Origin of the sequence: Peptoniphilus sp. BV3AC2, from assembly GCF_000478945.1 — a bacterium.
GTDB lineage: Bacteria > Bacillota > Clostridia > Tissierellales > Peptoniphilaceae > Peptoniphilus_B > Peptoniphilus_B duerdenii.
This window is the reverse complement of record NZ_AWXD01000031.1, coordinates 56,202-76,355: the sequence shown is the minus strand read 5'-3', so window position 1 is coordinate 76,355 and position 20,154 is coordinate 56,202. Positions and strand designations below refer to the sequence as shown.

Sequence of the window (20,154 nt, the reverse complement as noted above, 5' to 3'; positions counted from 1 at the left end):
AAGAATGTCAAGAAACTGTTTACAATCTATACTAATTTGTGTTAATATGAAATTAATTAAAGGAGAAAAGAAAATTTTTTTAAAGATAAATGTCAAAGAATGTCAAAGGTGATTAAATGGCAAAGATTTCAAATAATATAGAGGAGTTTTTACTACAACTTTTAGAGGAAGAAGAGGGCTCATTGGAGATACAAAGATCTATAATCGCAAAGAAGTTTGATTGCGCCCCTTCTCAAATAAACTATGTGCTTACTACAAGATTTACTCCATTTAAAGGATTCTATGTGGAATCTCGTCGTGGTGGCGGAGGCTTCATAAGGATTACAAAACTTACCATAACTGAATATGGAAGGAAGAGAGAAAATCTATTCAATGAAATTGGAGATTCTATAACTTTAGAAAAAGCACATGATATAGTGGAAGCCCTCTATGAAATGGGAAAAATAGATGATGATGAAAAGAATTTAATCCTTGTATCCATTTCCAACAGATCTCTAAATAAAATTAGAGAAGGAAAAAATGAGGTAAGGGCAGATATTCTTAAAAATATGATTGTATATGTACTGGGAGGGAAAGAGAAATGATCTGTGATAATTGTAAAAAAAGAGAATCGGTTATTTCTTTTACAAAGGTAGAGAACAACGAAGTGACTGAGATCCATCTATGTAAGGAATGCGCAGCGAAGAAGTTCAAAGGCAATTTCCTTATGATTGATGGGTTTAAGGATTTGTTTAAAGAAATATTTAATGTTGAAGAAGAAACCATAGATGAAGAAAAGACCTGCAGATTTTGCGGAAGAAAGATAAGAGAAGTGCTAAAAACTTCTGATCTTGGATGCATCCATTGCTACGATGAATTTAGAGACGAAATAAATAATTTCTTACAAAACTACCAGCTTTCATCTGTGCACAAGGGTAAGATTCCAGTTTCTAGTCCAACGGATTTAAAAGTTGGCAGAAAGATTCTTGATTTAAAAGATAAGTTGCAAGAGGCTCTAATACTTGAAAATTATGAAGAGGCAGCGATCTTAAGAGATGAAATAAAAGATTTGGAAGTGAAGAATGATACTTTATAATGCAATTAGGATTCACAGAAATATAGAAGGTAAAAACTTCACATCTACAATAGATAACTTAGATGCAACAGAACTTGCAAATAAAATTGCAGAATCTCTCCCAAGCTTTAGTCATAAGAGACTAAAAGAACTTACAACCTATGAGCTACTAAAACTAAAGGAAGAGTTTACCACGAGTCCAAATCTTCTAAATCATGGAGAATTCTCTTCATATCTTGAAGATGAAGATATAAAGATTTTTCTCATGGGAGAAGATCATATGGTCATAACTACTATGGGCAAGGAAAATTTGTTAGAAGGATATAGAAAACTATCCAGACTTGACGATGAAATATCTTCAAAGATTAACTATGCCTTTGATAAGGATTTTGGATATCTTACTACAGATCCTTCAATTGTAGGTACAGGACTCCAAGCCTTTGTAGTGATTTCACTTCCTGCGACAAAGTATTTTGGAATAAAAAATATTTCTAAATCCATAAACAGGATGGGATATAGACTTGAACCATTTAAAGTAAATAATTCTAGTTTAAATAATATTTTTGTACTAAAAAATATGGTCACTATCGGCGAATCGGAGCTAACTATAATAAATAAAATTACAAGTATTTCAAAAGAAATAGAAAGAATTGAATTAGATAATAGAAAAAAACTCTATCTCGATGACATCGCAATTCTTGAAGATATGGTGAACAGGTCCTATGGACTACTTCGTAACGCAAGAATTTTGAAATTAGATGAGATGATAGACAATTTAACTATTTTAGATTTGGGAGTATCTCTCTCAATTATAAAAAAGAATGGAAATAGAAATTTAATAAAAAGCATAGATTCACTTACAAATGGAGCCATTCAACACGACAGAAAACAGATTTTAGATGGCAAATCACTAGATATTGTAAGGGCGAATCTAGTTAGAAAAATGATGAAGGAGGAATTTTAGTGGCGATTTTTGATAATTTTTCAGAACCGGCAAAAAGGGCGATGCTACTTGCTCAAAGAGAAGCAAGGATAAGCGGCCAATCATATATAGGCTCGGAGCACTTGCTACTTGGAATTATAAAAGAAACTTCTGGAGCTGGATCTAGTATTCTTTACCAAGTTGGAATCACCTATGATCTTGCAAAACAAGAACTAGATTCTATAGTTTCAGCCAACTCTTCAGGAGAAAATCTAGGACCACTTAACTATACACCTAGAACGAAAAGGATTATTGACCTATCCTACGAAGCATCGAGAGTTATGAACTCAAAACTTGTAGGTACAGAACATATTCTTCTTGCAATTTTAAAAGAAGGACAGGGAATAGCTGTCATGATTTTGAGAAATCTTGGCATAGATACAGAATCTCTCGAAGCATCTATTATGAGAGCACTAAATGGAAACCCAAACCAAGGCAAGAAAGAAAATAAAAAAGAAGATTCTCCAGTTGGAGAGTGGACCATTGATCTAAATGAAAGGGCGAAGGAAGGAAAAATCGATCCAATCATAGGAAGGACAGAAGAAATCGAAAGAATTATCCAAGTTCTTCTTAGAAGAAAGAAAAATAATCCTGTTCTAATCGGTGATCCAGGAGTAGGCAAGACTGCAATAGTAGAAGGTCTCGCAGCGAGAATCGTCGAAGGAGAAGTGCCTGATGTCATAAAGGACAAGAGAATTTTGACTTTGGATGTAAGCTCATTAATAGCAGGGGCTAAGTATAGAGGAGACTTTGAAGAGAGACTTAAGAGTGTAATTGAAGAAGCGACAAGAGATAGTAGCATAATTTTATTTATTGATGAGATGCATGTGATCATGGGAGCTGGTGGTGCAGAAGGGGCAATGGATGCATCCAATATTCTAAAACCTGCATTGGCAAGGGGAGAAATTAGAATAATTGGTGCAACAACCACCAAGGAATATAGAAAGCACATAGAAAAAGATCCAGCCTTCGAAAGAAGACTTGTGGCGATAAATGTAAAAGAACCGACAGAAGAAGAATCCATAGAGATTATAAAAGGTTTAAAGGCTGCCTATGAAGATCATCATATGGTAAATATTTCTGATGAAATTATAAAATCTGCGGTAGTTTTATCCAACAGATATATAAACGACAGATATCTCCCTGATAAAGCCATAGATTTAATCGATGAAGCTGCATCTAAGGTGAGAATAAAAAATATAAAGACTCCAAGATTCGTTAAAACTTTTGAAGAAAAGTTGGAGGACATAGAAGCGGAAAAAGCAAAGGCAATCTACGAACAGGACTATGAAAAAGCTGCAAGACTAAGAGACGAAGAATCCTCAATAAGAGAATCCTTTGAACTTAAGAAAGAAGAATATAAAAACAATAGAGAAAAACCAGATGTTCCAGTAGAAATCATAGAGGAAATAGTTTCTTCCTGGTCTGGAGTTCCAGTTACAAAACTAACTACAGAAGAAAACACAAAACTAAGAGAGTTGGATAATAATCTTAGAAGATCTGTAAAGGGACAAGATGACGCAATCATAAGCCTATCCAAAGCAATTAAAAGAGCAAGAGTTGGACTAAAAGATAAAAATAGACCGATAGGATCATTTATCTTTGTAGGACCAACTGGAGTGGGTAAGACCTACCTATCCAAGAAGCTTGCAGAAGAAGTATTTGGAAATGAATCCAACATGATTCGTATCGACATGTCAGAATACATGGAAAAACATTCTGTAAGTAGACTCGTTGGATCACCTCCAGGATACGTTGGTCACGAAGAAGGTGGACAACTAACAGAAATCGTAAGAAGCAATCCATACTCTGTAATACTATTCGATGAAATTGAAAAGGCTCATCCAGATGTGTTTAACATTCTCTTACAAATTTTGGACGATGGAATTTTGACCGATTCTCAAGGAAGGACAGTTTCATTTAAAGATACAATCATCATCATGACTTCAAACGCAGGTGCAACCCTTCTTAAGAATAAATCAAGTCTCGGATTTGGAACTAGCACCAAGGCAAGAGAAGAAACAGAATACGAAAAGATGAAAAATATTATAAATGAAGAACTAAAGAAGACCTTTAGACCAGAATTTTTGAACAGAGTTGACGATATAATAGTGTTTAAAGAATTGGGCAAGCCAGAAATTAAAGACATCGTAAGAATTATGCTCGATGAACTTAAAGAGAGGGTAAAGGATCTAGAACTTGATCTTAAATTTACAGAAGACGTGGTAAATTATATTTCTGAAGTTGGTTTCGATAAAGAATATGGAGCAAGACCAATTGCAAGATCTATAAGAACCAATATCGAAGACGTACTTGCGGATAAATTTGTAAATGGAGAGATCGAAAGAGGAGATTCTGTAACCGTTTATAAGAATGGAGAAACCCTTGTAATTCGTAGGAATAAAATAAAAAATAAGGTAGTAGAAAATGTACAAGTGTAGTGAATGTGGATATACTTCTCCTGGATTTTTAGGAAAATGTCCTGAGTGCGGTGCCTGGGGCTCAATGGAAGAGACCAAGGAGGAGAAGAAAACAAAATCCGTATCAAAGACAGAAATCTTTAAATCCAAAGGCTCAAAACCCTTAAAAGATGTGGAAGCATTGGAAGGCGAGAGAATCCTCACGGGAGTTTCTGAGTTTGATAGAGTAATGGGCGGGGGAATTTTAAAAGATTCCCTCACCATTTTAACTGCAAGACCAGGAGCAGGTAAGTCAACCCTTCTTCTTCAAGTTTCAAATATTTTGGCTTCAAAAGGAAAAAAAGTGCTCTATGCATCTGGAGAAGAATCGGCAAGTCAAATAAGACAGAGGGCTAAGAGAATCGTAGAAAATATTTCTGATAATCTCTTTGTAATTTCAACTAATAACCTTGTGGATGTGCTGGATGAAGTGGAGAGTTTGGACTGCGACTTTGTAATTGTGGATTCAATACAGACTTTTATCATCCCAAATATCGAATCGAGAGCAGGTTCACCGACGCAGATAATGGAATCCATCCACATATTAATGAATATGGCGAAGAATGAAACGAGACCAAGGGCAGTGTTTATCGTAGGACAGATGACGAAGGAAGATTCACTTGCGGGAGTGAGATCTCTAGAACACGCGGTGGACACAGTGCTTTTATTATCTGGAGAAACCTATGAAGAGTTAAGGATACTTTCCACAACTAAGAATAGATATGGAAGCACAGGAGAGATGGGATTTTTCAAAATGGATGAAAAAGGTCTCACCTCTATCGACAATCCTTCAGAATACTTCATGACGGAGAGAGAAAATGGAAAAAATGTCCCTGGCTCAGCATTATCTGTAACGAGGGAAGGGACAAGACCAATCATACTCGAAGTGGAATCATTGGTTTCAAAATCATTTATGCCATATCCGTCGAGAGTTTCAGAACATCTTAGAAAGGAACAACTTTTTACACTAATATCAATCCTTGAAGAGAGAGGAGAAGTTCCAATGATGGATAAAAACGTGGTTGTTAAAACTACAGGCGGGATAAAACTTCAAGATACCGCATCCAATTTATCGGTTATTGTAAGCATCTATTCAAGTCTTGTAGGTAAGCCAGTAAAAGCATCAAGCGTTTTTATTGCAGACGTAGGACTTACTGGAGAACTAAAAGTTTGTCCGTCCATAGATGTAAGAATCTCCGAAGCAAGACGCATGGGATTTAAACATATCTACGTTCCGAAAAATATTAAACAAGAATCGAAAGATTTAGTAAAATTAAATCACATAATGGAAGTTTTGAAACATTCAATAGAAGAGTAAACCAAGGGCAACCTTGGTTTTTATATTGCAATTAAAAATTTTTTTAAAATTTCTTAAATAATAGAGTACTTTCAATATGTTATAATGAAAATAAAAGAAGTATGAACTTGGCAAAGAATAAAATATTTAAACAAACTTTATAAGAAATCTAGAAAATTCATTGACTTTGAATAATTATTCTAATATTATTAACTTTATTTTCATATATTTGTGCTAAAGTAGTACCATACTTATAGGAGAAGATTATGTTTAAAAAAATTTTTAATTTATCAAATAAAAAATCAAATACACTTATAACCATAGATAGACAGTACGGATCCAAGGGTGATTTAATTGCCCAGAAACTTGCAACTAGACTTGAAGCAGAATATTTTGATGAAAATATAATTGAGCTTAAGACTTTGGAAACTCAGGTAGATTTAAGTTCTGTGTCCAAGGACGATTCATTTTTAAAAGGAACTGTCTATGATCTATATAGGGAGAATGATTCCTATTCAGAAGAAGACATGATGATCTCTGACGCAAGATTTTTGGCAGAAGCGAAAACCATAAGAGATATTGCAAAGAGTAGAAATGCTATTATCCTAGGCAAATGCGCAGGATATGTACTTAGAGATTACAAACCACTTAATATATTTATAGCGGCAGACTTTGATGATAGAGTAAAAAATATTATGGATCAGATGAGCTATGATGAAGAAAGAGCCACCAGTAAGATTAAGAAGATGGATATGAGGCGTATTAATCACTACGAAAGATTTACAAAGGGTAACTTTGGACAAGCATCAGAATATGACTTCACAATCAACACCTCTAAGTTTTCTGTGGATGAAATAGTAAACATAATCATAAGTCTAAAAAATAATTATTAAATAGATTAGAAATACATTTTCTGAATAAATAAAAAGTCCCCTTAAAATAATAAGGGGATTTTCTTGTTTTAAAACTTTAAAAAATATTAAATTATAATTAAAAATTTAATTTTTAGCTTTTAAAAATTTTTCAAATTTTGGGTAGATGATTGCTAGTACTGCACATGTAAGCACTAGTTCTGGACCCATGTAGGTTATGTTGTAGATGAATGAATAATAGTATGGATTCATTCCTTCTGGTGCGTAGATATACCAAACGAACGCTCCTGAGATAAATACAGAAATAAATCTTAAGAAAATTGCAAGAGCAGCACCCATTGTGGCTTTTATTCTATCTCCTCTTATAGCACCTGCGAATCCTAAAACTCCAAATCCAACTAAGTAATCAAAGATTATAGATAGTGGATGTAGAGAAAATCCTCCACTTAGTAAGAATTTTAGAACTCCAAAAGTTGTACTTGCTAGAAGTCCGTTCTTAAATCCCCATTTTTGTGAATAGAGAATAAGAGGTAACATTGCAAGTGCGGTAACTGAACCGCCTTGTGGCATCCTCCAGATTTTAATATAATCTAGGACGATACTTAGTGCGATGAAGATTCCACCTTCAACGATTCTTAATAAATTTGATCTTTTCATTTTTTCCTCCTCTTATTAAGAGGGGACCTGTTCGCTACGCCGGCATTACCCGGATCAGCTCTAGGGTCGGAATTAAATCCCTCTCAGCGATGGCTCCCCTTAAAATATATTTAATACTCACTTATGGAATAGAAATGTTCTCCATCTCCATCCATAAAAGTAGGTATTCCAATTTGGTTATTTTTCTTGAACTTATCAAAATATGGATCAGAATCTCTATATTTTAAAAATTCTTTTAAATTTTTAATAGAACTTGTAATATCTACAATTCTAACTTCTTCATTTAGTTTCTTTGCGTACTCAACTGCAGGTGGGCAATAAGGGCAAAGACCTGAGATAAAAAGTGTCTTCATTTTTTCCTCTATATTTTATAAGTGATAAAAAATATTAAATTAATTCACTAGATTCTATGATAACACTAAAAATTATTTATGTACAGTGAGGGGTTTTATTTATAATCTTATAAATTTTGAAAAATAGCAGCTCATGTGTTAAAATAAAGACTTAGGTAATAATTACATAAATAATTTGAAAAATATTCACAGATGTGAAAATTATTATAAAGAGGTGACTGATGAAGAAACTTATAAAAGTTTTCTTTGTTTTAGTAGTGCTGTCATTGTCAGGATTACTAATATTTTTATATGCAACTAAGCCTGGAATTGCCAAGATAGGCGTGGATAAACTTAAAAGGCAGACGGAAGAAAAAGAAAAACAAAAAAATATTTTCGACAATAAAAAGAGGATAAACATACTCTTACTTGGAGCAACAAGTACTTCTACTCTTGCAAATCCAGAGTCAAAAGAGAGAGGTCAATCTGATACAATAATGCTTATCTCTATTGACGCTATTGAAAACAAGGTACAAGTTTTATCCATACCAAGAGATTCATGGGTTAAGATAAAAGGTCATGGCGAGAGAAAGATAAATGATGCATACGTACTTGGAGATGTTCCTCTAGCTGTAGATACGATTGAAAATTTACTTGACACATACATTGATCACTATGTGGTAGTTAAGTATGATATCATCGAACAACTTGTAGATGCACTAGGTGGAGTGGATATCGAGTGGAATAGACCTGATTACAAGTACGAAGACAACTGGATCTATCCGCCTCTTAAGATTGATTTAAAGAGGGGTACAAACCACTTAAATGGTAGAGAAACTGTTGCTTATTTAAGAGCAAGAAAGGCTTATAGGGATTCTGACCTTGGAAGAATAGATGCTCAACAAGGTTTCCTTATGCAAATATTCAAGGAGTTAAAATCTCCAAGCACCATTCTATTAGTTCCAAAACTTTTGGAAATGGCTGTTAACAATGTGGAAACAGATTTAACTTACGGTGATATTGCGTATCTTGCAACCTGGGGACTTAAATTAAATAGCACCGATATTAGAATGGATAAAATAACAGGTGACTTCGTTAAGAAGACTCAAAGCGGTGTTGAGGTAGATGTTATAGATCTATACAAGACCCAAGCAATTAAAAAACTTCACGAGTTTCCATTTAATTTTGTGATGCCTGATAGGACACAAGAAATGGAAAGCATAACCGTAGGTAATTAAATTTAATATAAATATTTTTTAAATTTACCTTGACATTACTTTCTCTATGATGTAAACTTCTTAAGAACAAAAAAGAAGATACATTTAGGAGGATAATAATGATTAGGAATTTGATTGAACCTCGTGATTTCACAACTGAAGAGTTAAGTAGACTTTTTGATCTGGCTGATGACATTATTTCAAACCCACGTAAGTACATGGATGTTTGTAAAGGATATGTCTTAGCCAGTCTTTTTTTTGAGCCTTCAACTAGAACCAGACTTTCATTCGAAACTGCAATGAATAGACTTGGTGGTAGGGTAGTAGGTTTCTCAGATGCAAAAGTTTCTTCAACTTCAAAGGGAGAATCACTAGTAGATACGCTAAGAACTGTAGAAAACTATGCGGATATCTGTGCGATGAGACATCCTAAGGACGGGGCAGCACTACTTGCTACCAAGTACTTAAAAACTATGCCAATCATAAACGCTGGAGATGGAGCCCATAACCATCCAACTCAAACTTTAACAGACCTACTTACAATAAGACATTACAAAGGAAGATTTGACAATTTAAAGATAGGATTTTGTGGCGACTTAAAATTTGGTAGGACCATCCACTCACTTGTAAGGGCGATGAACAGATATGACAATGTAAAATTTGTATTCATAAGTCCAGAAGAATTAAAGATGCCTAAGATTTTTAAAAGTGAACTACCAGAAAATTCTTATACTGAAACAGATGACTTAGAAGGAAGCATAAAGGACCTAGACATCCTATACATGAGTAGAGTTCAAAAGGAAAGATTTGTATCAGAAGAAGAATATGTAAGATTAAAAGATTTCTTCATACTTAACAAAGAAAAACTAGACCTAGCTAAGAAGGATATGATCGTTATGCATCCTCTACCAAGGGTAAATGAAATTTCATACGATGTAGATGATGATGAAAGAGCAGTATACTTCCAACAAGCAAAATTCGGAATGTATGTAAGAATGGCACTTATAATGACACTTCTAGGATTGGAGGCATAAAATGATAAATGTATCAAAGATTAAAAAAGGAATCGTACTAGACCATATAGTTGCAGGTGACGGAATCAAACTTTTCAACGCACTTAAACTAAACGAAGTTGAAGACCCTGTAGTTCTTATGCAAGGAATAAGATCAACTTCCATGGGCAAGAAAGATCTTATAAAGATAGAAACAGATTTTAAACTTGACTTCACAGTACTGGGACTTATAGCACCACACACGACCGTAAATATAATCGAAGACGGAGCAAGGGTAGACAAGATTAGAATGGAACTTCCAGAAGAGGTAGAAGGAGTAATCCATTGCAAGAACCCTAGATGTATTACTAACGACCAAAAAGTAGAAGAACACAAATTCTACTTAGTTGACAGGGAAACCAAAGAGTACAGATGCGAATATTGTGACTCTATAACACAATTTGAAGAAATATGATCTGCAAAGTATTAAAAAATATAGATATTGACGACAGATACTTTTTTTTAAAGACAGACTTTGAAGTTGAACCTAAAGCTGGACAGTTCTACATGCTTAGATCCTGGGAAAATTATCCGACATTATCCAGACCAATTTCCATTTACAATGTAGAAGACGGACTTGAGTTTCTAGTAGAAGAAAGAGGAGTTGGAACGAACCTTCTAAGAAATTTAAAAGAAGGAGACTTAATAAAAGTCTACGGACCATATGGAAATTCATTTGATATAGATGTGGACAAGGTGGCACTCGTCGGTGGAGGAGTGGGAACTGCTCCAATGTATTTAACTGCAAAGAAAATAAAAGAAAAAGATAGAGATGCAAAAGTAAAACTCTACCTTGGATTAGATGAAGTTACTAAACTTGACGAGATGTTCTACGACTTAGAAAAATTGGGAGTGGAAATCTTTGTTAAAAGAGGTGGATTTATAACTGATATCATCGACTTCAAAGAAGAAAAATTAATCTACGCTTGCGGACCAGAGGCTATGCTTGAAAATATAACTAAGCTCTCTCTAAAAGAAAATTCTACATGCTATGTATCCCTTGATACGAAGATGGCATGTGGAGTGGGAGCCTGCCTTGGATGTACTTGCAAGACAAAGAACGGAAACAAAAGAACTTGCAAAGAAGGACCAATATTCTTAGGAAGTGATATTTATGAATAGACTTGAAACAGAATTTTTAGGAGTAAAATTTAAAAATCCTCTAGTAGGTGCTTCCGGAACATATGGTTATGGCGAAGATTACAAGGATTACTATCCAGTAGATTTAATCGGTGGTATCTCATCAAAAGGAGTCACATTCAATCCAAAGCCAGGCAATAGTGGAATCAGACTTCAAGAGACACCATCTGGACTTCTAAATAGCATTGGATTAGAAAATCCTGGTATTCATGAATTTGTTAAACACGAATTAAAAGATATGACAAACCTCGGTCCAAGAATCTTTGTAAACTTAGGTTCAAATACCTTGGATGAATATTTGAAGTCAGCTGAGATATTAAATGATTATGAATTTGATTTCATAGAGCTAAACATTTCCTGTCCGAATGTAAAAGAAGGAGGAATGGCTTTTGGAATCAAGTGCGAATCATCAGAAATGATCACTAGAAAGATAAAAGAAATTTCTAAACATAAAATTGTAGTGAAACTCTCTCCAAACGCAGAAAATATAGTGGAAAATGCACTTGCAGTAGAAGAGGGTGGAGCAGATGGAATCTCCCTTGTAAATACATTTTTAGGCATGGCGATAGATCTAGAAAAAAGAAAACCAGTCTTTGACAATGTATACGCAGGACTTTCAGGACCAGCGATAAAACCGATAGCCCTTAGAATGGTGCACCAAGTTGCACATGCAGTTGATATACCTGTAATGGCGATTGGAGGAGTAGCAGGATATAGAGACGTACTAGAATTTATAATGGCTGGGGCAAAACTCGTGCAAGTCGGCACATATAATTTTATGAATCCTTATGGAGTTAAAGAAATCCTAGAAGATTTAGAAAAATATCTAGAAAAAAATAACACCACCATAAAAGATATATACAAAATAATTTAATAAAAACAAAAACACACTGGATTTTCAGTGTGTTTTTATATTCCATAGATTTAAATAAAAAAGAGAGGCATAACCTCTCTTATAATTTTATTTGTCTAGTTTTGCTTCTAAAGCTGCAATCTTATCTTTAAGAGCTTGAACTTCTGCTTTAAGTGAATCCACTTCGCTCTTACGAGAAACTTCTGTAAGTTCTCTATACTCTTTCATCATCTTTTCAGCATCTTCTTTAAAAGTGCTTACAGCTTCAAGAGTCTTTTCAACAAGTTTGTTTACTTGTTCTTGATCTTTAAGCTTGTCCATGTTCTTCTTATAGATATTGCTTAGATACTTATAGAAATCTTCAAATGATTTGTTTTCTTTAAGTTCATTGAAGTCTTTCTTCATATCTTCAATAGTGCTTTCAGTCGCTTCCTTTAGAATTTTGTAGATAGCGTCATTGTAGTCGCCTAATTTCTTAGCATAATCTACATATTCTTTGAGATATTTTCTTTGGAGTTTAACTATTTCTTTTGTAGATTCAGAGCTATCTAAATTTTCAACAGCATTAAGAGAAAGATTCATCCTACTATCCATATCTTCTAGGAATTTAACCACTAAAGCAGGTCTTGATTTCATAGCTTCAAGATAGTAATCTTTCATATCTGCACCTGAGAATTCCCAAGGGCTTAGCATTTCTTTGAAAGCAGCACCTTTAGTATCAGCATCTTCAAGAGATTTTTCAAATTCTTTATTAAGTGCTTCTGGCATAAGTTTAAATACATTTTCTTTTAAATATGAAATTGAAAGATCTTTGTATTTTTCAAGTGACTTTTCGAAGTTTTCTTTCGCAAGTTCAGGAGCTTTGTAGATATCTTTGTAAAGATCATAAGCTCTCATATAGGAATCAAAACTATCTCTATACATTTTAGAAAACTCTTCTGGACTTTTTAGATATTCGTTGAAATCAAATGCATTCATATTTAATAGGTTTTCAACATATCTGTCGTAGTAGTCACCAAGCATCGGATTAATAGCCTTTAAGTTTTCTTTTACCTTTTCCTTGTCAAAGTACTTGTTTACGAAATCTTCTTGGAACTTCTTGGTATTTTCCATATAAGATTTCATAAAATTCCCATCTAGAAATTGGTTTTCGTTTGTAAAGAAACTAAGACCCATTTTTTCTAACATCTCACTTTGTTTTTTGAATAAATCTTCATAAAAGTTGTTCATAGTTACCCCCTTTTCTTCCATATATTTATATTCTACCACATTAGTATATGAATGTCATTTAAATAAAAAAATATGCAAGGTTTCCCTTGCACACTTTATATTTTAAAAAAAAGAATGAGATAGTTATATTTTAACATATTAATACGATTATTCAATACCATATCAAATAATTTTTAAAAAAATATTTTTTTACATTAAGTCGCTAAAAATATCGAAACTATATTCTGAATCGTCGGACATATCTTCTACTTCATTTTCTTCATCAAGAATAAGATCAAAATTTTCAAAATTTTCATTTATACTTTCAATGGACAAAGTATTATTTAGATAATCTTTGCCGATCCATTCGATAGTTTCATCGTACTTAGAATCATCTGGATTATTTAAAATACTTACAATTTCCATATATTCTCTTTCGCCTTCGCAGGATTCGACTGGTTCTTTGCCAATTGAATTTAAAAGCTCAGCCTCTTTTTCATAATCATAGATGACATCTACAACTTCTATATCGAACACAAAAGGAGTTTCATCTCCGTAGATCATTACAAATTTGCTGCCTTTATCTAGGAAATTTTCACAGATAGAGTCTCTATCGGATTTAAAATTTATACCCATGGTCTTTGGTATTTCGATTCTAGAATCTGTAATTTCTATTTTTGATGATTCTATAAAGTAGGTGATTTGTTTTTCTCCGGTCCAATTTAGACAGGTCATGATTATTTTAGATAGATTGTGGAAGCTAAAATCACCACGAGCTACGAAATCTCTTACTATATTTAAATCATTAGATCTAAGTTTCAAATTATATTTAAATACTTTCATAGTACCTCCTTCAATTAAAATAATTATATCATATAAAATTTTAATATAATATCTAAGAAGAAGCTCCAAATATTAAATTTTTACAGTTTATAGGGCTTATTGAATGGTTAAATCTAGTTATGAATAGTTCTTTGTGGTAAAATTTAAATAGGTGATAAAATGAAAAAATACAGGGTATCCATTCGAGATATCGTAAATTCTATAGATGAAGAAAAAAATTTAAAAGATTCTAAAGAATTTATAAATGAAATAAATAAAAAGATAGACGATGGTGACTACTCAGACATCTCAACTCTCGTGCAAAAATCTGTGGACTCTGCCATCGAAGGAGTAAGAAGCTCCATAAGTTATATTTTAAATTCTTATAAAAATAAAAGGATTTACCACCAGCGAGAAGGGAAAAGTATGCAGTACAAAATCCATCTATAAATACTGCAGCAGGATTTGCAAAATGGACTGGCTATGCAGGTATGTTCACTGGAGTAACCTTGATGTTTGGTTTTTTTGAAGAACCTACTTTGGCAATCGGAGCGATCTCTTCATTTGCGGCTGGATTTGTACTAGAAAGATGGGGTAAACTTGCAAAGAATAGAGCACTTAGATATAAAAAATATTTACGCGAATTAGGAAATAATACTGTTGTAACCATCGACGACCTATGTTCCTGTGCAGCGGTTGAGCCAGAAACGGTTATAAAGGATTTGACCTATTTTATAAAGAAGGATTATTTCAAAGAAGCAAGGCTTGTAGAAAATAATTCCATATTTATTTTGGATAAGAAGACCTACGAAGTCTATAAGAATAATTACAAAGACATCTACATCGGAAATAAAAATGAAGAAAACTTAGAAGAAGGCAAGGTTGATTCAGCATTAGAAATTGGCAAGAGCTACATTACAGAGATTGCTGCCTACCTACCTAGACTTCCTGAAAATATTCAAACCGATGTGACTAAACTTCTATCCATAGTAAGAGAAATATTTAAACAAATTAAAAAAGACCCAGAAAGAATAGAAGAACTCTCCAAGTTTATGGACTACTACTTACCGACGACTGTTTCACTTCTAAAGAGGTACAATGAATTTAGCGAATCGGAGGTTGTAACAGAATCTCAAAAGAATTCGATGGCAGAAATAGAAAAGACAATTTCAACCATAGACGAAGCATTCTTAAAGTTACTTAATGAAATATACGGAAATGTAGCAATGGATATAAATTCAGACATAACTGTCTTAACCACTATGCTTAAACAGGAAGGTCTCTTAGATAATGATTTTAAAGGAGAAATAAATGGATAACGAAATTAAATTAACCTTAGATGAAAACGAAGAAGCAAAAGAACCTGTACTAGAAATTACAAAAATAGAAAATGAAATAGAAAAAGTAAAGCCTGAAGTAACTCTAACCGACGAAGAGCAAAAGATGGTGGATGAATTTTCTAAAAAAATAGATTTAAAAAATTCCAACCAAGTTCTTCAATATGGAGCAGGAGCTCAATCCAAGATAGCAGGATTTTCTGAAAAGACTTTAAACAGCGTAAGGACTAAAGATTTGGGCGAAGTGGGAGATCTTCTTTCAAATGTGGTTTCTGAACTTAAAAATTTCGAAATTGATGAAAAAGAAAAGGGAATCACTGCCTTCTTTAAGAAAAATACCAACAAGATTATGAATCTTAAAAATAAATATGAAAAGGCAGAAACCAATGTGGACACTATTGCAAAAGTCCTTGAAAATCATCAAGTCCAACTCTTAAAAGACATTGCAAACCTAGACCAAATGTATGATTTAAACAAGAGTTACTACAAAGAAATATCTATGTATATAATGGCTGGTAGACAAAAACTTGAAGAAGCTAGGACAAAAGAACTTCCAGCACTTATAGAAAAAGCAAGCGGTTCAAACTTGCCAACAGATGCCCAAGAGTTAAGTGACTTCCAATCATCCATAGATAGATTCGACAAAAAAATTCACGATTTAGATTTAACTAGGACTGTGGCTCTTCAAATGGCTCCACAAATTAGGATGATTCAAGCGTCAAACACAGTAATGGTTGAGAAGATTCAATCTACAATCGTAAATACCATTCCGCTTTGGAAATCACAAATGGTACTTGCCCTTTCTGCAGCACACACTGGACAGGCTGCAAAGGCTACAAAAGATGTAACCAATCTAACCAATGAACTTCTAAAGAAGAATGCAGATAATTTAAAAATGGCTACTGTAGAAACTGCAAGAGAAGCAGAAAGATCAGTAGTGGACATAGAAACATTAAAACACACAAACGAACAACTCATCTCAGCTCTATCCGAAGTTAGAAATATTCAAATCGAAGGCAGAGCAAAGAGACGAGAAGCGGAACAAGAAATGGTTAAATTAGAGAGCGATCTAAAGAAATCTCTAATTGAAATCGCTACAAAAGAAAGATAAGGAAAGAAAAAGATAATGAAATTACTTGAAGAAAGAATAAAAAAAGATGGAAAGATTCTCGATGATGGAAAGATTATAAAGGTGGATTCATTTTTAAACCATCAACTTGATATACCATTTTTGGAAAAATTGGGAGACGAAATGTACGCCCATTTTCTTGGTAAAAAGGTAAATAAAATTTTGACCATCGAAGCATCTGGAATTGCACTGGCAACTGTTGTATCTCAAAGTTTTAACGGAATTCCAGTAGTCTTTGCAAAGAAACAAAGAACGAAAAATATTGGAAGTAATGTCTATACCTCAGAAGTTAAATCCTACACAACTGGCAAAGAATACACGATTACAGTTTCAAAAGAATATTTAAATGAAGGGGATAGACTTTTGATAATCGATGACTTCCTAGCAGAAGGTCAAGCCCTAAGAGGACTAATTGACATTTCAAACAAAGCATCTGCTCATATATGCGGACTTTCCGTTGCGGTTGAAAAGGGATTCCAAGGCGGAGGAGATGCGCTTAGAGAAGATGGATATGACCTTCTTTCTCTGGCAATAATCGATTCAGTTAAAGATAATAAAATAGAATTTAGGAGATAGAAATGAAATTTAACGAACTGGCAAAGAATAGAAGATCAATTAGAAAATTTACAGGAGAAAAAGTATCACAAGAAGATTTAGAAACTATACTTAATTCTACACTTACAGCACCATCAGCTCGCAATAGAGATACTGTTCATTACTATGTTTTTAGAGATAAAAATTCTTTAGAAAAACTCGCTCGTATGAAGAAAGTCGGAGCAGATTTCTTAAGGGAATGTGATGTTGCAATAATGATTCTCGGAGATAAGGAACTTGCATCAGCCACATATTTTCAAGATGAATGTATCGCTGCTACAATCATGCAGCTTCAAGTTCACGACCTAGGACTAGGTTCATGCTGGGTAAATGTAGTTGCTGGAATGTATGACGATAACACCACTACCTATGAATATCTTTTAAAAGAATTTGATATTCCTGAAAAATTCGATATACAATGTGTAATCGGAATAGGTCATCCTGCAGAGGAACCTGCAGTTAAAAACCATAGAGAAATAAAAGATTTTGTCAGATTTGATAAATAGTGGCGGCTATGAAGTTTACTACGAAATCATTAGAAGAAACAAAATCTCTTGGCAGAAGACTGGGTTCAATTTTAAACCCAGGACAGGTAATCGCACTTGAAGGAGATCTCGGAGCAGGCAAGACCACATTTACAAAATCCATAGCCCTTGGATTAGGAGTGGATGATGTGGTGACAAGTCCAACATTTAATTTAATCAATGAATATATGGGAAGACTTCCTGTCTATCATTTTGATGTTTATAGATTAGATGGAATCGATGCGGACTACATGGGATTTGATGAATATCTATTTTCCGATGGAGTTTGTATAATTGAGTGGGCGGATAAAATAAAAGAACTTTTGCCAGAAGACACACTTTATATATATATTAAGAAAATTTCTGAAACTGGAAGAGAATTTGATTTTAAACCAAATGGTAAAAAATCGAATGAAGTAATGGAGGTGCTCATGTCATGTTGACCTTAGCAATGGATACAAGTTCCAAGACAGCCTGTGTTGGACTTATAAAAGATGGAGAAAATGTAGCAAATATCACTCTCACAGGAACTAAATTTCACTCTGAATCTCTAATTGACATGGTGGATGATGCACTTAAGTATCAAGATTTAAAAATAAAAGATGTGAATTTAATCGTAGTCGGAATTGGACCAGGATCTTTCACTGGACTTAGAATTGCACTAACAGTTGCCAAGACATTTGCTCAAACATTAAATATTCCAATAGTTGGAGTAAGTTCACTAGAAGCATATGCCTTTGGATTTAAAAATAGTGACAAGATCATTCCAATAATCGACGCGAGAAGAGAAAGAGCCTTCTTCGGAGTGTATAGAACTTCTGGAGATGAAGTGATAGAAAATATAAAAGAAGACAGCCTAGCAAGTTTTGAAGAGATTAGAAAATTTATAGATGAGGACACAATCTTGGTGGGAGAAAGTGCAGAAATTCTAAAAGAAAATCTTGGGGCGAAGTTTGCATTTACCACAGAGATTCTTCCAACGGATCTTGCAAAACTCGGAGAGCTTAAATATAAAAAAGAAGGAAGCGACAACTACTTTACACTTATTCCAAACTATTTGAACGTTTCCCAAGCGGAGAGACAATGGAAGCAAGAGTAAGGCGTGCTGAAGCAAAAGACATACCTACAATAATGAGTTTGGAATATGAAAACTTCGATGAACCTTGGAGCTACGAGACAATTCTACTTGAAATGGCAAAGGGAACAAATATAACATTGGTCATAGAAAATCAAAAAGTTTTCGGTTACATGCTCGTTATAATGATGTACGAGGAATTTCATATAGGCTCCATCTGTATCGACGAAAATTACAGAAACTTAGGGTACGGAGAAAAGCTTTTAAAATCTTTCTTCGACATTACGGATTCATTTGGATACGACACCACACTTGAAGTTAGATACGATAACTACAGTGCGATAAAACTATATGAAAAACTTGGATTTGAAAAATCTGGAATTAGAAAGAATTACTATAAACATGGCAAGGATGCCATAATTATGTGGAGGAAAAATGTTAACACTGGGAATTGAATCATCCTGCGATGAAACTTCTGTAGCCATTGTAAAAGATGGGCGAGAAGTGTTATCCAATATAATTGCATCACAGATAGATGTTCATAAAAAATATGGCGGAGTTGTTCCTGAAATTGCATCTAGAAAACACGTGGAAGCTATATCCCAAGTTATAGATGAAGCATTTACAGAAGCAAATATTTCCTACGATGATATAGATATAATTTGTGCTACGAGAGGACCTGGACTTATAGGAGCTCTTCTTGTTGGACTGAGTGCAGGAAGGACCATGGCGTATGCTCTTGACAAACCATTTGTTGGAGTAAATCACATGATGGGACATATCTGCGCCAACTATATTTCAAACAAAGAGTTGGAACCACCATTTATATGTTTGGTGGTGAGTGGAGGACACACCTATCTCTTAGATGTAAAAGACTATACAGAATTTAAATTAATAGGCAGAACATTGGATGATGCAGCGGGAGAAGCATACGATAAGATAAGTAGAGTACTTGGACTTGGCTATCCGGGAGGTCCGGAAATAGAAAAGGCTGCAAGAGATGGAAAAGATATCTATGATTATCCAAGGGTCATGATTAATGACGGATATGATTTTTCATTTAGCGGACTTAAAACTGCTGTTATAAATCATCTTCACAACCTAGAGCAGAAAAATGAAACTTACAGGATTGAAGATGTGGCGAAATCATTCCAAGATGCGGTAATAGATGTGCTTGTAGAAAAAACTATAAGACTAACAGTAGAGAGAAATCTTGACAAGATAGTCTTATCAGGAGGAGTATCTGCAAACGGAGAACTAAGACGTAGAATGGAAGAGGCGGCAAAGGAACATGGATATAAAGTTTACTATCCGGAAAAGATACTTTGTACAGACAACGCAGCCATGATTGCATCCGCTGGATACTATGATTATAAATCTGGAAATTATGAAAATAATGTAACTGCCAAGCCTAATTTAGGTCTAGAAAATTCTTGACAAAATAAGAATTTTTAAATAGAATAAAAGAAAACACATAAAGTTTTTTTTCATATTGGCAATTCACATTGCCAATTTTTTCTTTTTGTACAGATAAAAATTGATATATTAA

Annotated in this window: 24 protein-coding genes and 1 riboswitch; of the genes, 20 read left to right on the top strand and 4 right to left on the bottom strand. The window is 33.9% G+C overall.

Going from position 1 to position 20,154, the window contains the following annotated elements:
• The first annotated feature begins 116 nt into the window (after positions 1 to 116).
• The 6 genes from HMPREF1252_RS08050 (at position 117) to HMPREF1252_RS08025 (ending at position 6,685) form a co-directional block, all read left to right on the top strand.
• Entirely contained in the window at positions 117 to 584 is a 468-nt protein-coding gene (locus tag HMPREF1252_RS08050; RefSeq protein WP_008901931.1) for a CtsR family transcriptional regulator, read from the top strand.
• The gene (locus HMPREF1252_RS08045) at positions 581 to 1,075 is read left to right on the top strand and encodes a UvrB/UvrC motif-containing protein (RefSeq protein ID WP_008901932.1); all 495 of its coding nucleotides are present in this window, start codon (positions 581 to 583) and stop codon (positions 1,073 to 1,075) included. The genes HMPREF1252_RS08050 and HMPREF1252_RS08045 overlap by 4 nt, the downstream gene beginning before the upstream one ends.
• Positions 1,062 to 2,018: an ATP--guanido phosphotransferase gene (locus HMPREF1252_RS08040; RefSeq protein ID WP_023060189.1), complete on the top strand. Its 957-nt coding sequence runs from the start codon at positions 1,062 to 1,064 to the stop codon at positions 2,016 to 2,018. Before HMPREF1252_RS08045 ends, HMPREF1252_RS08040 begins: the two co-directional genes overlap by 14 nt.
• Positions 2,018 to 4,477 (top strand): ATP-dependent Clp protease ATP-binding subunit, encoded by a 2,460-nt coding sequence (locus HMPREF1252_RS08035; RefSeq protein WP_023060142.1) that lies wholly within the window; start codon positions 2,018 to 2,020, stop codon positions 4,475 to 4,477. Before HMPREF1252_RS08040 ends, HMPREF1252_RS08035 begins: the two co-directional genes overlap by 1 nt.
• The gene (gene radA, locus HMPREF1252_RS08030; RefSeq protein WP_023060193.1) at positions 4,464 to 5,813 is read left to right on the top strand and encodes a DNA repair protein RadA; all 1,350 of its coding nucleotides are present in this window, start codon (positions 4,464 to 4,466) and stop codon (positions 5,811 to 5,813) included. Before HMPREF1252_RS08035 ends, radA begins: the two co-directional genes overlap by 14 nt.
• Before the next feature lie 245 nt (positions 5,814 to 6,058).
• Positions 6,059 to 6,685, top strand: coding sequence for an AAA family ATPase (locus HMPREF1252_RS08025; RefSeq protein ID WP_023060205.1), 627 nt, complete (start codon positions 6,059 to 6,061; stop codon positions 6,683 to 6,685).
• 105 nt (positions 6,686 to 6,790) lie between these two features.
• Here the strand turns inward: HMPREF1252_RS08025 and thiT are convergent, their stop codons facing one another.
• Together thiT and HMPREF1252_RS08015 are read right to left on the bottom strand one after the other, a co-directional pair.
• Positions 6,791 to 7,321 (bottom strand): energy-coupled thiamine transporter ThiT, encoded by a 531-nt coding sequence (gene thiT / locus HMPREF1252_RS08020; RefSeq protein ID WP_023060160.1) that lies wholly within the window; start codon positions 7,319 to 7,321, stop codon positions 6,791 to 6,793.
• A gap of 14 nt (positions 7,322 to 7,335) precedes the next feature.
• A riboswitch (TPP riboswitch) is annotated at positions 7,336 to 7,431 on the bottom strand.
• On the bottom strand, positions 7,432 to 7,674 hold the full coding sequence (locus tag HMPREF1252_RS08015; protein ID WP_023060110.1) for a hypothetical protein: 243 nt from the start codon (positions 7,672 to 7,674) through the stop codon (positions 7,432 to 7,434).
• Between the two features lie 221 nt (positions 7,675 to 7,895).
• Between HMPREF1252_RS08015 and HMPREF1252_RS08010 the strand changes: the two genes are divergently transcribed.
• The 5 genes from HMPREF1252_RS08010 (at position 7,896) to HMPREF1252_RS07990 (ending at position 11,936) form a co-directional block, all read left to right on the top strand.
• Positions 7,896 to 8,891 carry an LCP family protein gene (locus HMPREF1252_RS08010; RefSeq protein ID WP_023060228.1) on the top strand — a complete coding sequence of 332 codons (996 nt, stop codon included), beginning with the start codon at positions 7,896 to 7,898 and terminating at the stop codon, positions 8,889 to 8,891.
• Between the two features lie 98 nt (positions 8,892 to 8,989).
• Entirely contained in the window at positions 8,990 to 9,904 is a 915-nt protein-coding gene (pyrB, locus tag HMPREF1252_RS08005) for an aspartate carbamoyltransferase (RefSeq protein ID WP_023060135.1), read from the top strand.
• A gap of 1 nt (position 9,905) precedes the next feature.
• Positions 9,906 to 10,337, top strand: a complete 432-nt coding sequence (locus HMPREF1252_RS08000) for an aspartate carbamoyltransferase regulatory subunit (protein WP_008901941.1) — start codon at positions 9,906 to 9,908, stop codon at positions 10,335 to 10,337.
• Positions 10,334 to 11,044 (top strand): dihydroorotate dehydrogenase electron transfer subunit, encoded by a 711-nt coding sequence (locus HMPREF1252_RS07995; RefSeq protein WP_023060111.1) that lies wholly within the window; start codon positions 10,334 to 10,336, stop codon positions 11,042 to 11,044. The genes HMPREF1252_RS08000 and HMPREF1252_RS07995 overlap by 4 nt, the downstream gene beginning before the upstream one ends.
• Complete coding sequence (locus HMPREF1252_RS07990) at positions 11,037 to 11,936, top strand: dihydroorotate dehydrogenase (protein WP_008901943.1); 900 nt, start codon at positions 11,037 to 11,039, stop codon at positions 11,934 to 11,936. Before HMPREF1252_RS07995 ends, HMPREF1252_RS07990 begins: the two co-directional genes overlap by 8 nt.
• 87 nt (positions 11,937 to 12,023) lie before the next feature.
• Here the strand turns inward: HMPREF1252_RS07990 and HMPREF1252_RS07985 are convergent, their stop codons facing one another.
• Complete coding sequence (locus HMPREF1252_RS07985) at positions 12,024 to 13,145, bottom strand: poly(R)-hydroxyalkanoic acid synthase subunit PhaE (RefSeq protein WP_023060220.1); 1,122 nt, start codon at positions 13,143 to 13,145, stop codon at positions 12,024 to 12,026.
• A gap of 189 nt (positions 13,146 to 13,334) precedes the next feature.
• Positions 13,335 to 13,967 (bottom strand): hypothetical protein, encoded by a 633-nt coding sequence (locus HMPREF1252_RS07980; protein WP_023060196.1) that lies wholly within the window; start codon positions 13,965 to 13,967, stop codon positions 13,335 to 13,337.
• 159 nt (positions 13,968 to 14,126) lie between these two features.
• On the opposite strand from HMPREF1252_RS07980, the gene HMPREF1252_RS07975 reads away from it, so the two are divergent.
• The 9 genes from HMPREF1252_RS07975 to tsaD all read left to right on the top strand — a co-directional run bounded on the left by HMPREF1252_RS07975 (position 14,127) and on the right by tsaD (position 20,042).
• A complete protein-coding gene (locus HMPREF1252_RS07975) occupies positions 14,127 to 14,396 on the top strand; it encodes a hypothetical protein (protein ID WP_023060210.1) in 270 nt (89 codons plus the stop codon).
• A gap of 62 nt (positions 14,397 to 14,458) precedes the next feature.
• Positions 14,459 to 15,265, top strand: a complete 807-nt coding sequence (locus HMPREF1252_RS07970; protein WP_023060206.1) for a 5-bromo-4-chloroindolyl phosphate hydrolysis family protein — start codon at positions 14,459 to 14,461, stop codon at positions 15,263 to 15,265.
• Positions 15,258 to 16,394, top strand: coding sequence for a toxic anion resistance protein (locus HMPREF1252_RS07965; protein WP_023060190.1), 1,137 nt, complete (start codon positions 15,258 to 15,260; stop codon positions 16,392 to 16,394). Before HMPREF1252_RS07970 ends, HMPREF1252_RS07965 begins: the two co-directional genes overlap by 8 nt.
• A gap of 15 nt (positions 16,395 to 16,409) precedes the next feature.
• The gene (locus HMPREF1252_RS07960; protein WP_008901948.1) at positions 16,410 to 16,988 is read left to right on the top strand and encodes a xanthine phosphoribosyltransferase; all 579 of its coding nucleotides are present in this window, start codon (positions 16,410 to 16,412) and stop codon (positions 16,986 to 16,988) included.
• A 2-nt stretch (positions 16,989 to 16,990) separates the two neighbouring features.
• Positions 16,991 to 17,512 carry a nitroreductase family protein gene (locus HMPREF1252_RS07955; RefSeq protein WP_023060161.1) on the top strand — a complete coding sequence of 174 codons (522 nt, stop codon included), beginning with the start codon at positions 16,991 to 16,993 and terminating at the stop codon, positions 17,510 to 17,512.
• Between the two features lie 8 nt (positions 17,513 to 17,520).
• A complete protein-coding gene (gene tsaE / locus HMPREF1252_RS07950) occupies positions 17,521 to 17,973 on the top strand; it encodes a tRNA (adenosine(37)-N6)-threonylcarbamoyltransferase complex ATPase subunit type 1 TsaE (RefSeq protein WP_023060116.1) in 453 nt (150 codons plus the stop codon).
• Positions 17,967 to 18,629, top strand: coding sequence for a tRNA (adenosine(37)-N6)-threonylcarbamoyltransferase complex dimerization subunit type 1 TsaB (tsaB, locus tag HMPREF1252_RS07945; RefSeq protein WP_023060164.1), 663 nt, complete (start codon positions 17,967 to 17,969; stop codon positions 18,627 to 18,629). The genes tsaE and tsaB overlap by 7 nt, the downstream gene beginning before the upstream one ends.
• Entirely contained in the window at positions 18,614 to 19,060 is a 447-nt protein-coding gene (rimI, locus tag HMPREF1252_RS07940; RefSeq protein ID WP_023060102.1) for a ribosomal protein S18-alanine N-acetyltransferase, read from the top strand. Before tsaB ends, rimI begins: the two co-directional genes overlap by 16 nt.
• Positions 19,041 to 20,042, top strand: coding sequence for a tRNA (adenosine(37)-N6)-threonylcarbamoyltransferase complex transferase subunit TsaD (gene tsaD / locus HMPREF1252_RS07935; protein ID WP_023060138.1), 1,002 nt, complete (start codon positions 19,041 to 19,043; stop codon positions 20,040 to 20,042). Before rimI ends, tsaD begins: the two co-directional genes overlap by 20 nt.
• The last annotated feature ends 112 nt before the right edge of the window (positions 20,043 to 20,154 follow it).

Coding starts and splice junctions, on each gene's coding strand:
- HMPREF1252_RS08050 (WP_008901931.1), top strand. CDS start 117: ATGGCAAAGATTTCAAATAATATAGAGGAGTTTTTACTACAACTTTTA.
- HMPREF1252_RS08045 (WP_008901932.1), top strand. CDS start 581: ATGATCTGTGATAATTGTAAAAAAAGAGAATCGGTTATTTCTTTTACA.
- HMPREF1252_RS08040 (WP_023060189.1), top strand. CDS start 1,062: ATGATACTTTATAATGCAATTAGGATTCACAGAAATATAGAAGGTAAA.
- radA (WP_023060193.1), top strand. CDS start 4,464: ATGTACAAGTGTAGTGAATGTGGATATACTTCTCCTGGATTTTTAGGA.
- HMPREF1252_RS08025 (WP_023060205.1), top strand. CDS start 6,059: ATGTTTAAAAAAATTTTTAATTTATCAAATAAAAAATCAAATACACTT.
- thiT (WP_023060160.1), bottom strand. CDS start 7,321: ATGAAAAGATCAAATTTATTAAGAATCGTTGAAGGTGGAATCTTCATC.
- HMPREF1252_RS08015 (WP_023060110.1), bottom strand. CDS start 7,674: ATGAAGACACTTTTTATCTCAGGTCTTTGCCCTTATTGCCCACCTGCA.
- HMPREF1252_RS08010 (WP_023060228.1), top strand. CDS start 7,896: ATGAAGAAACTTATAAAAGTTTTCTTTGTTTTAGTAGTGCTGTCATTG.
- pyrB (WP_023060135.1), top strand. CDS start 8,990: ATGATTAGGAATTTGATTGAACCTCGTGATTTCACAACTGAAGAGTTA.
- HMPREF1252_RS08000 (WP_008901941.1), top strand. CDS start 9,906: ATGATAAATGTATCAAAGATTAAAAAAGGAATCGTACTAGACCATATA.
- HMPREF1252_RS07995 (WP_023060111.1), top strand. CDS start 10,334: ATGATCTGCAAAGTATTAAAAAATATAGATATTGACGACAGATACTTT.
- HMPREF1252_RS07990 (WP_008901943.1), top strand. CDS start 11,037: ATGAATAGACTTGAAACAGAATTTTTAGGAGTAAAATTTAAAAATCCT.
- HMPREF1252_RS07985 (WP_023060220.1), bottom strand. CDS start 13,145: ATGAACAACTTTTATGAAGATTTATTCAAAAAACAAAGTGAGATGTTA.
- HMPREF1252_RS07980 (WP_023060196.1), bottom strand. CDS start 13,967: ATGAAAGTATTTAAATATAATTTGAAACTTAGATCTAATGATTTAAAT.
- HMPREF1252_RS07975 (WP_023060210.1), top strand. CDS start 14,127: ATGAAAAAATACAGGGTATCCATTCGAGATATCGTAAATTCTATAGAT.
- HMPREF1252_RS07970 (WP_023060206.1), top strand. CDS start 14,459: ATGTTTGGTTTTTTTGAAGAACCTACTTTGGCAATCGGAGCGATCTCT.
- HMPREF1252_RS07965 (WP_023060190.1), top strand. CDS start 15,258: ATGGATAACGAAATTAAATTAACCTTAGATGAAAACGAAGAAGCAAAA.
- HMPREF1252_RS07960 (WP_008901948.1), top strand. CDS start 16,410: ATGAAATTACTTGAAGAAAGAATAAAAAAAGATGGAAAGATTCTCGAT.
- HMPREF1252_RS07955 (WP_023060161.1), top strand. CDS start 16,991: ATGAAATTTAACGAACTGGCAAAGAATAGAAGATCAATTAGAAAATTT.
- tsaE (WP_023060116.1), top strand. CDS start 17,521: ATGAAGTTTACTACGAAATCATTAGAAGAAACAAAATCTCTTGGCAGA.
- tsaB (WP_023060164.1), top strand. CDS start 17,967: ATGTTGACCTTAGCAATGGATACAAGTTCCAAGACAGCCTGTGTTGGA.
- rimI (WP_023060102.1), top strand. CDS start 18,614: ATGGAAGCAAGAGTAAGGCGTGCTGAAGCAAAAGACATACCTACAATA.
- tsaD (WP_023060138.1), top strand. CDS start 19,041: ATGTTAACACTGGGAATTGAATCATCCTGCGATGAAACTTCTGTAGCC.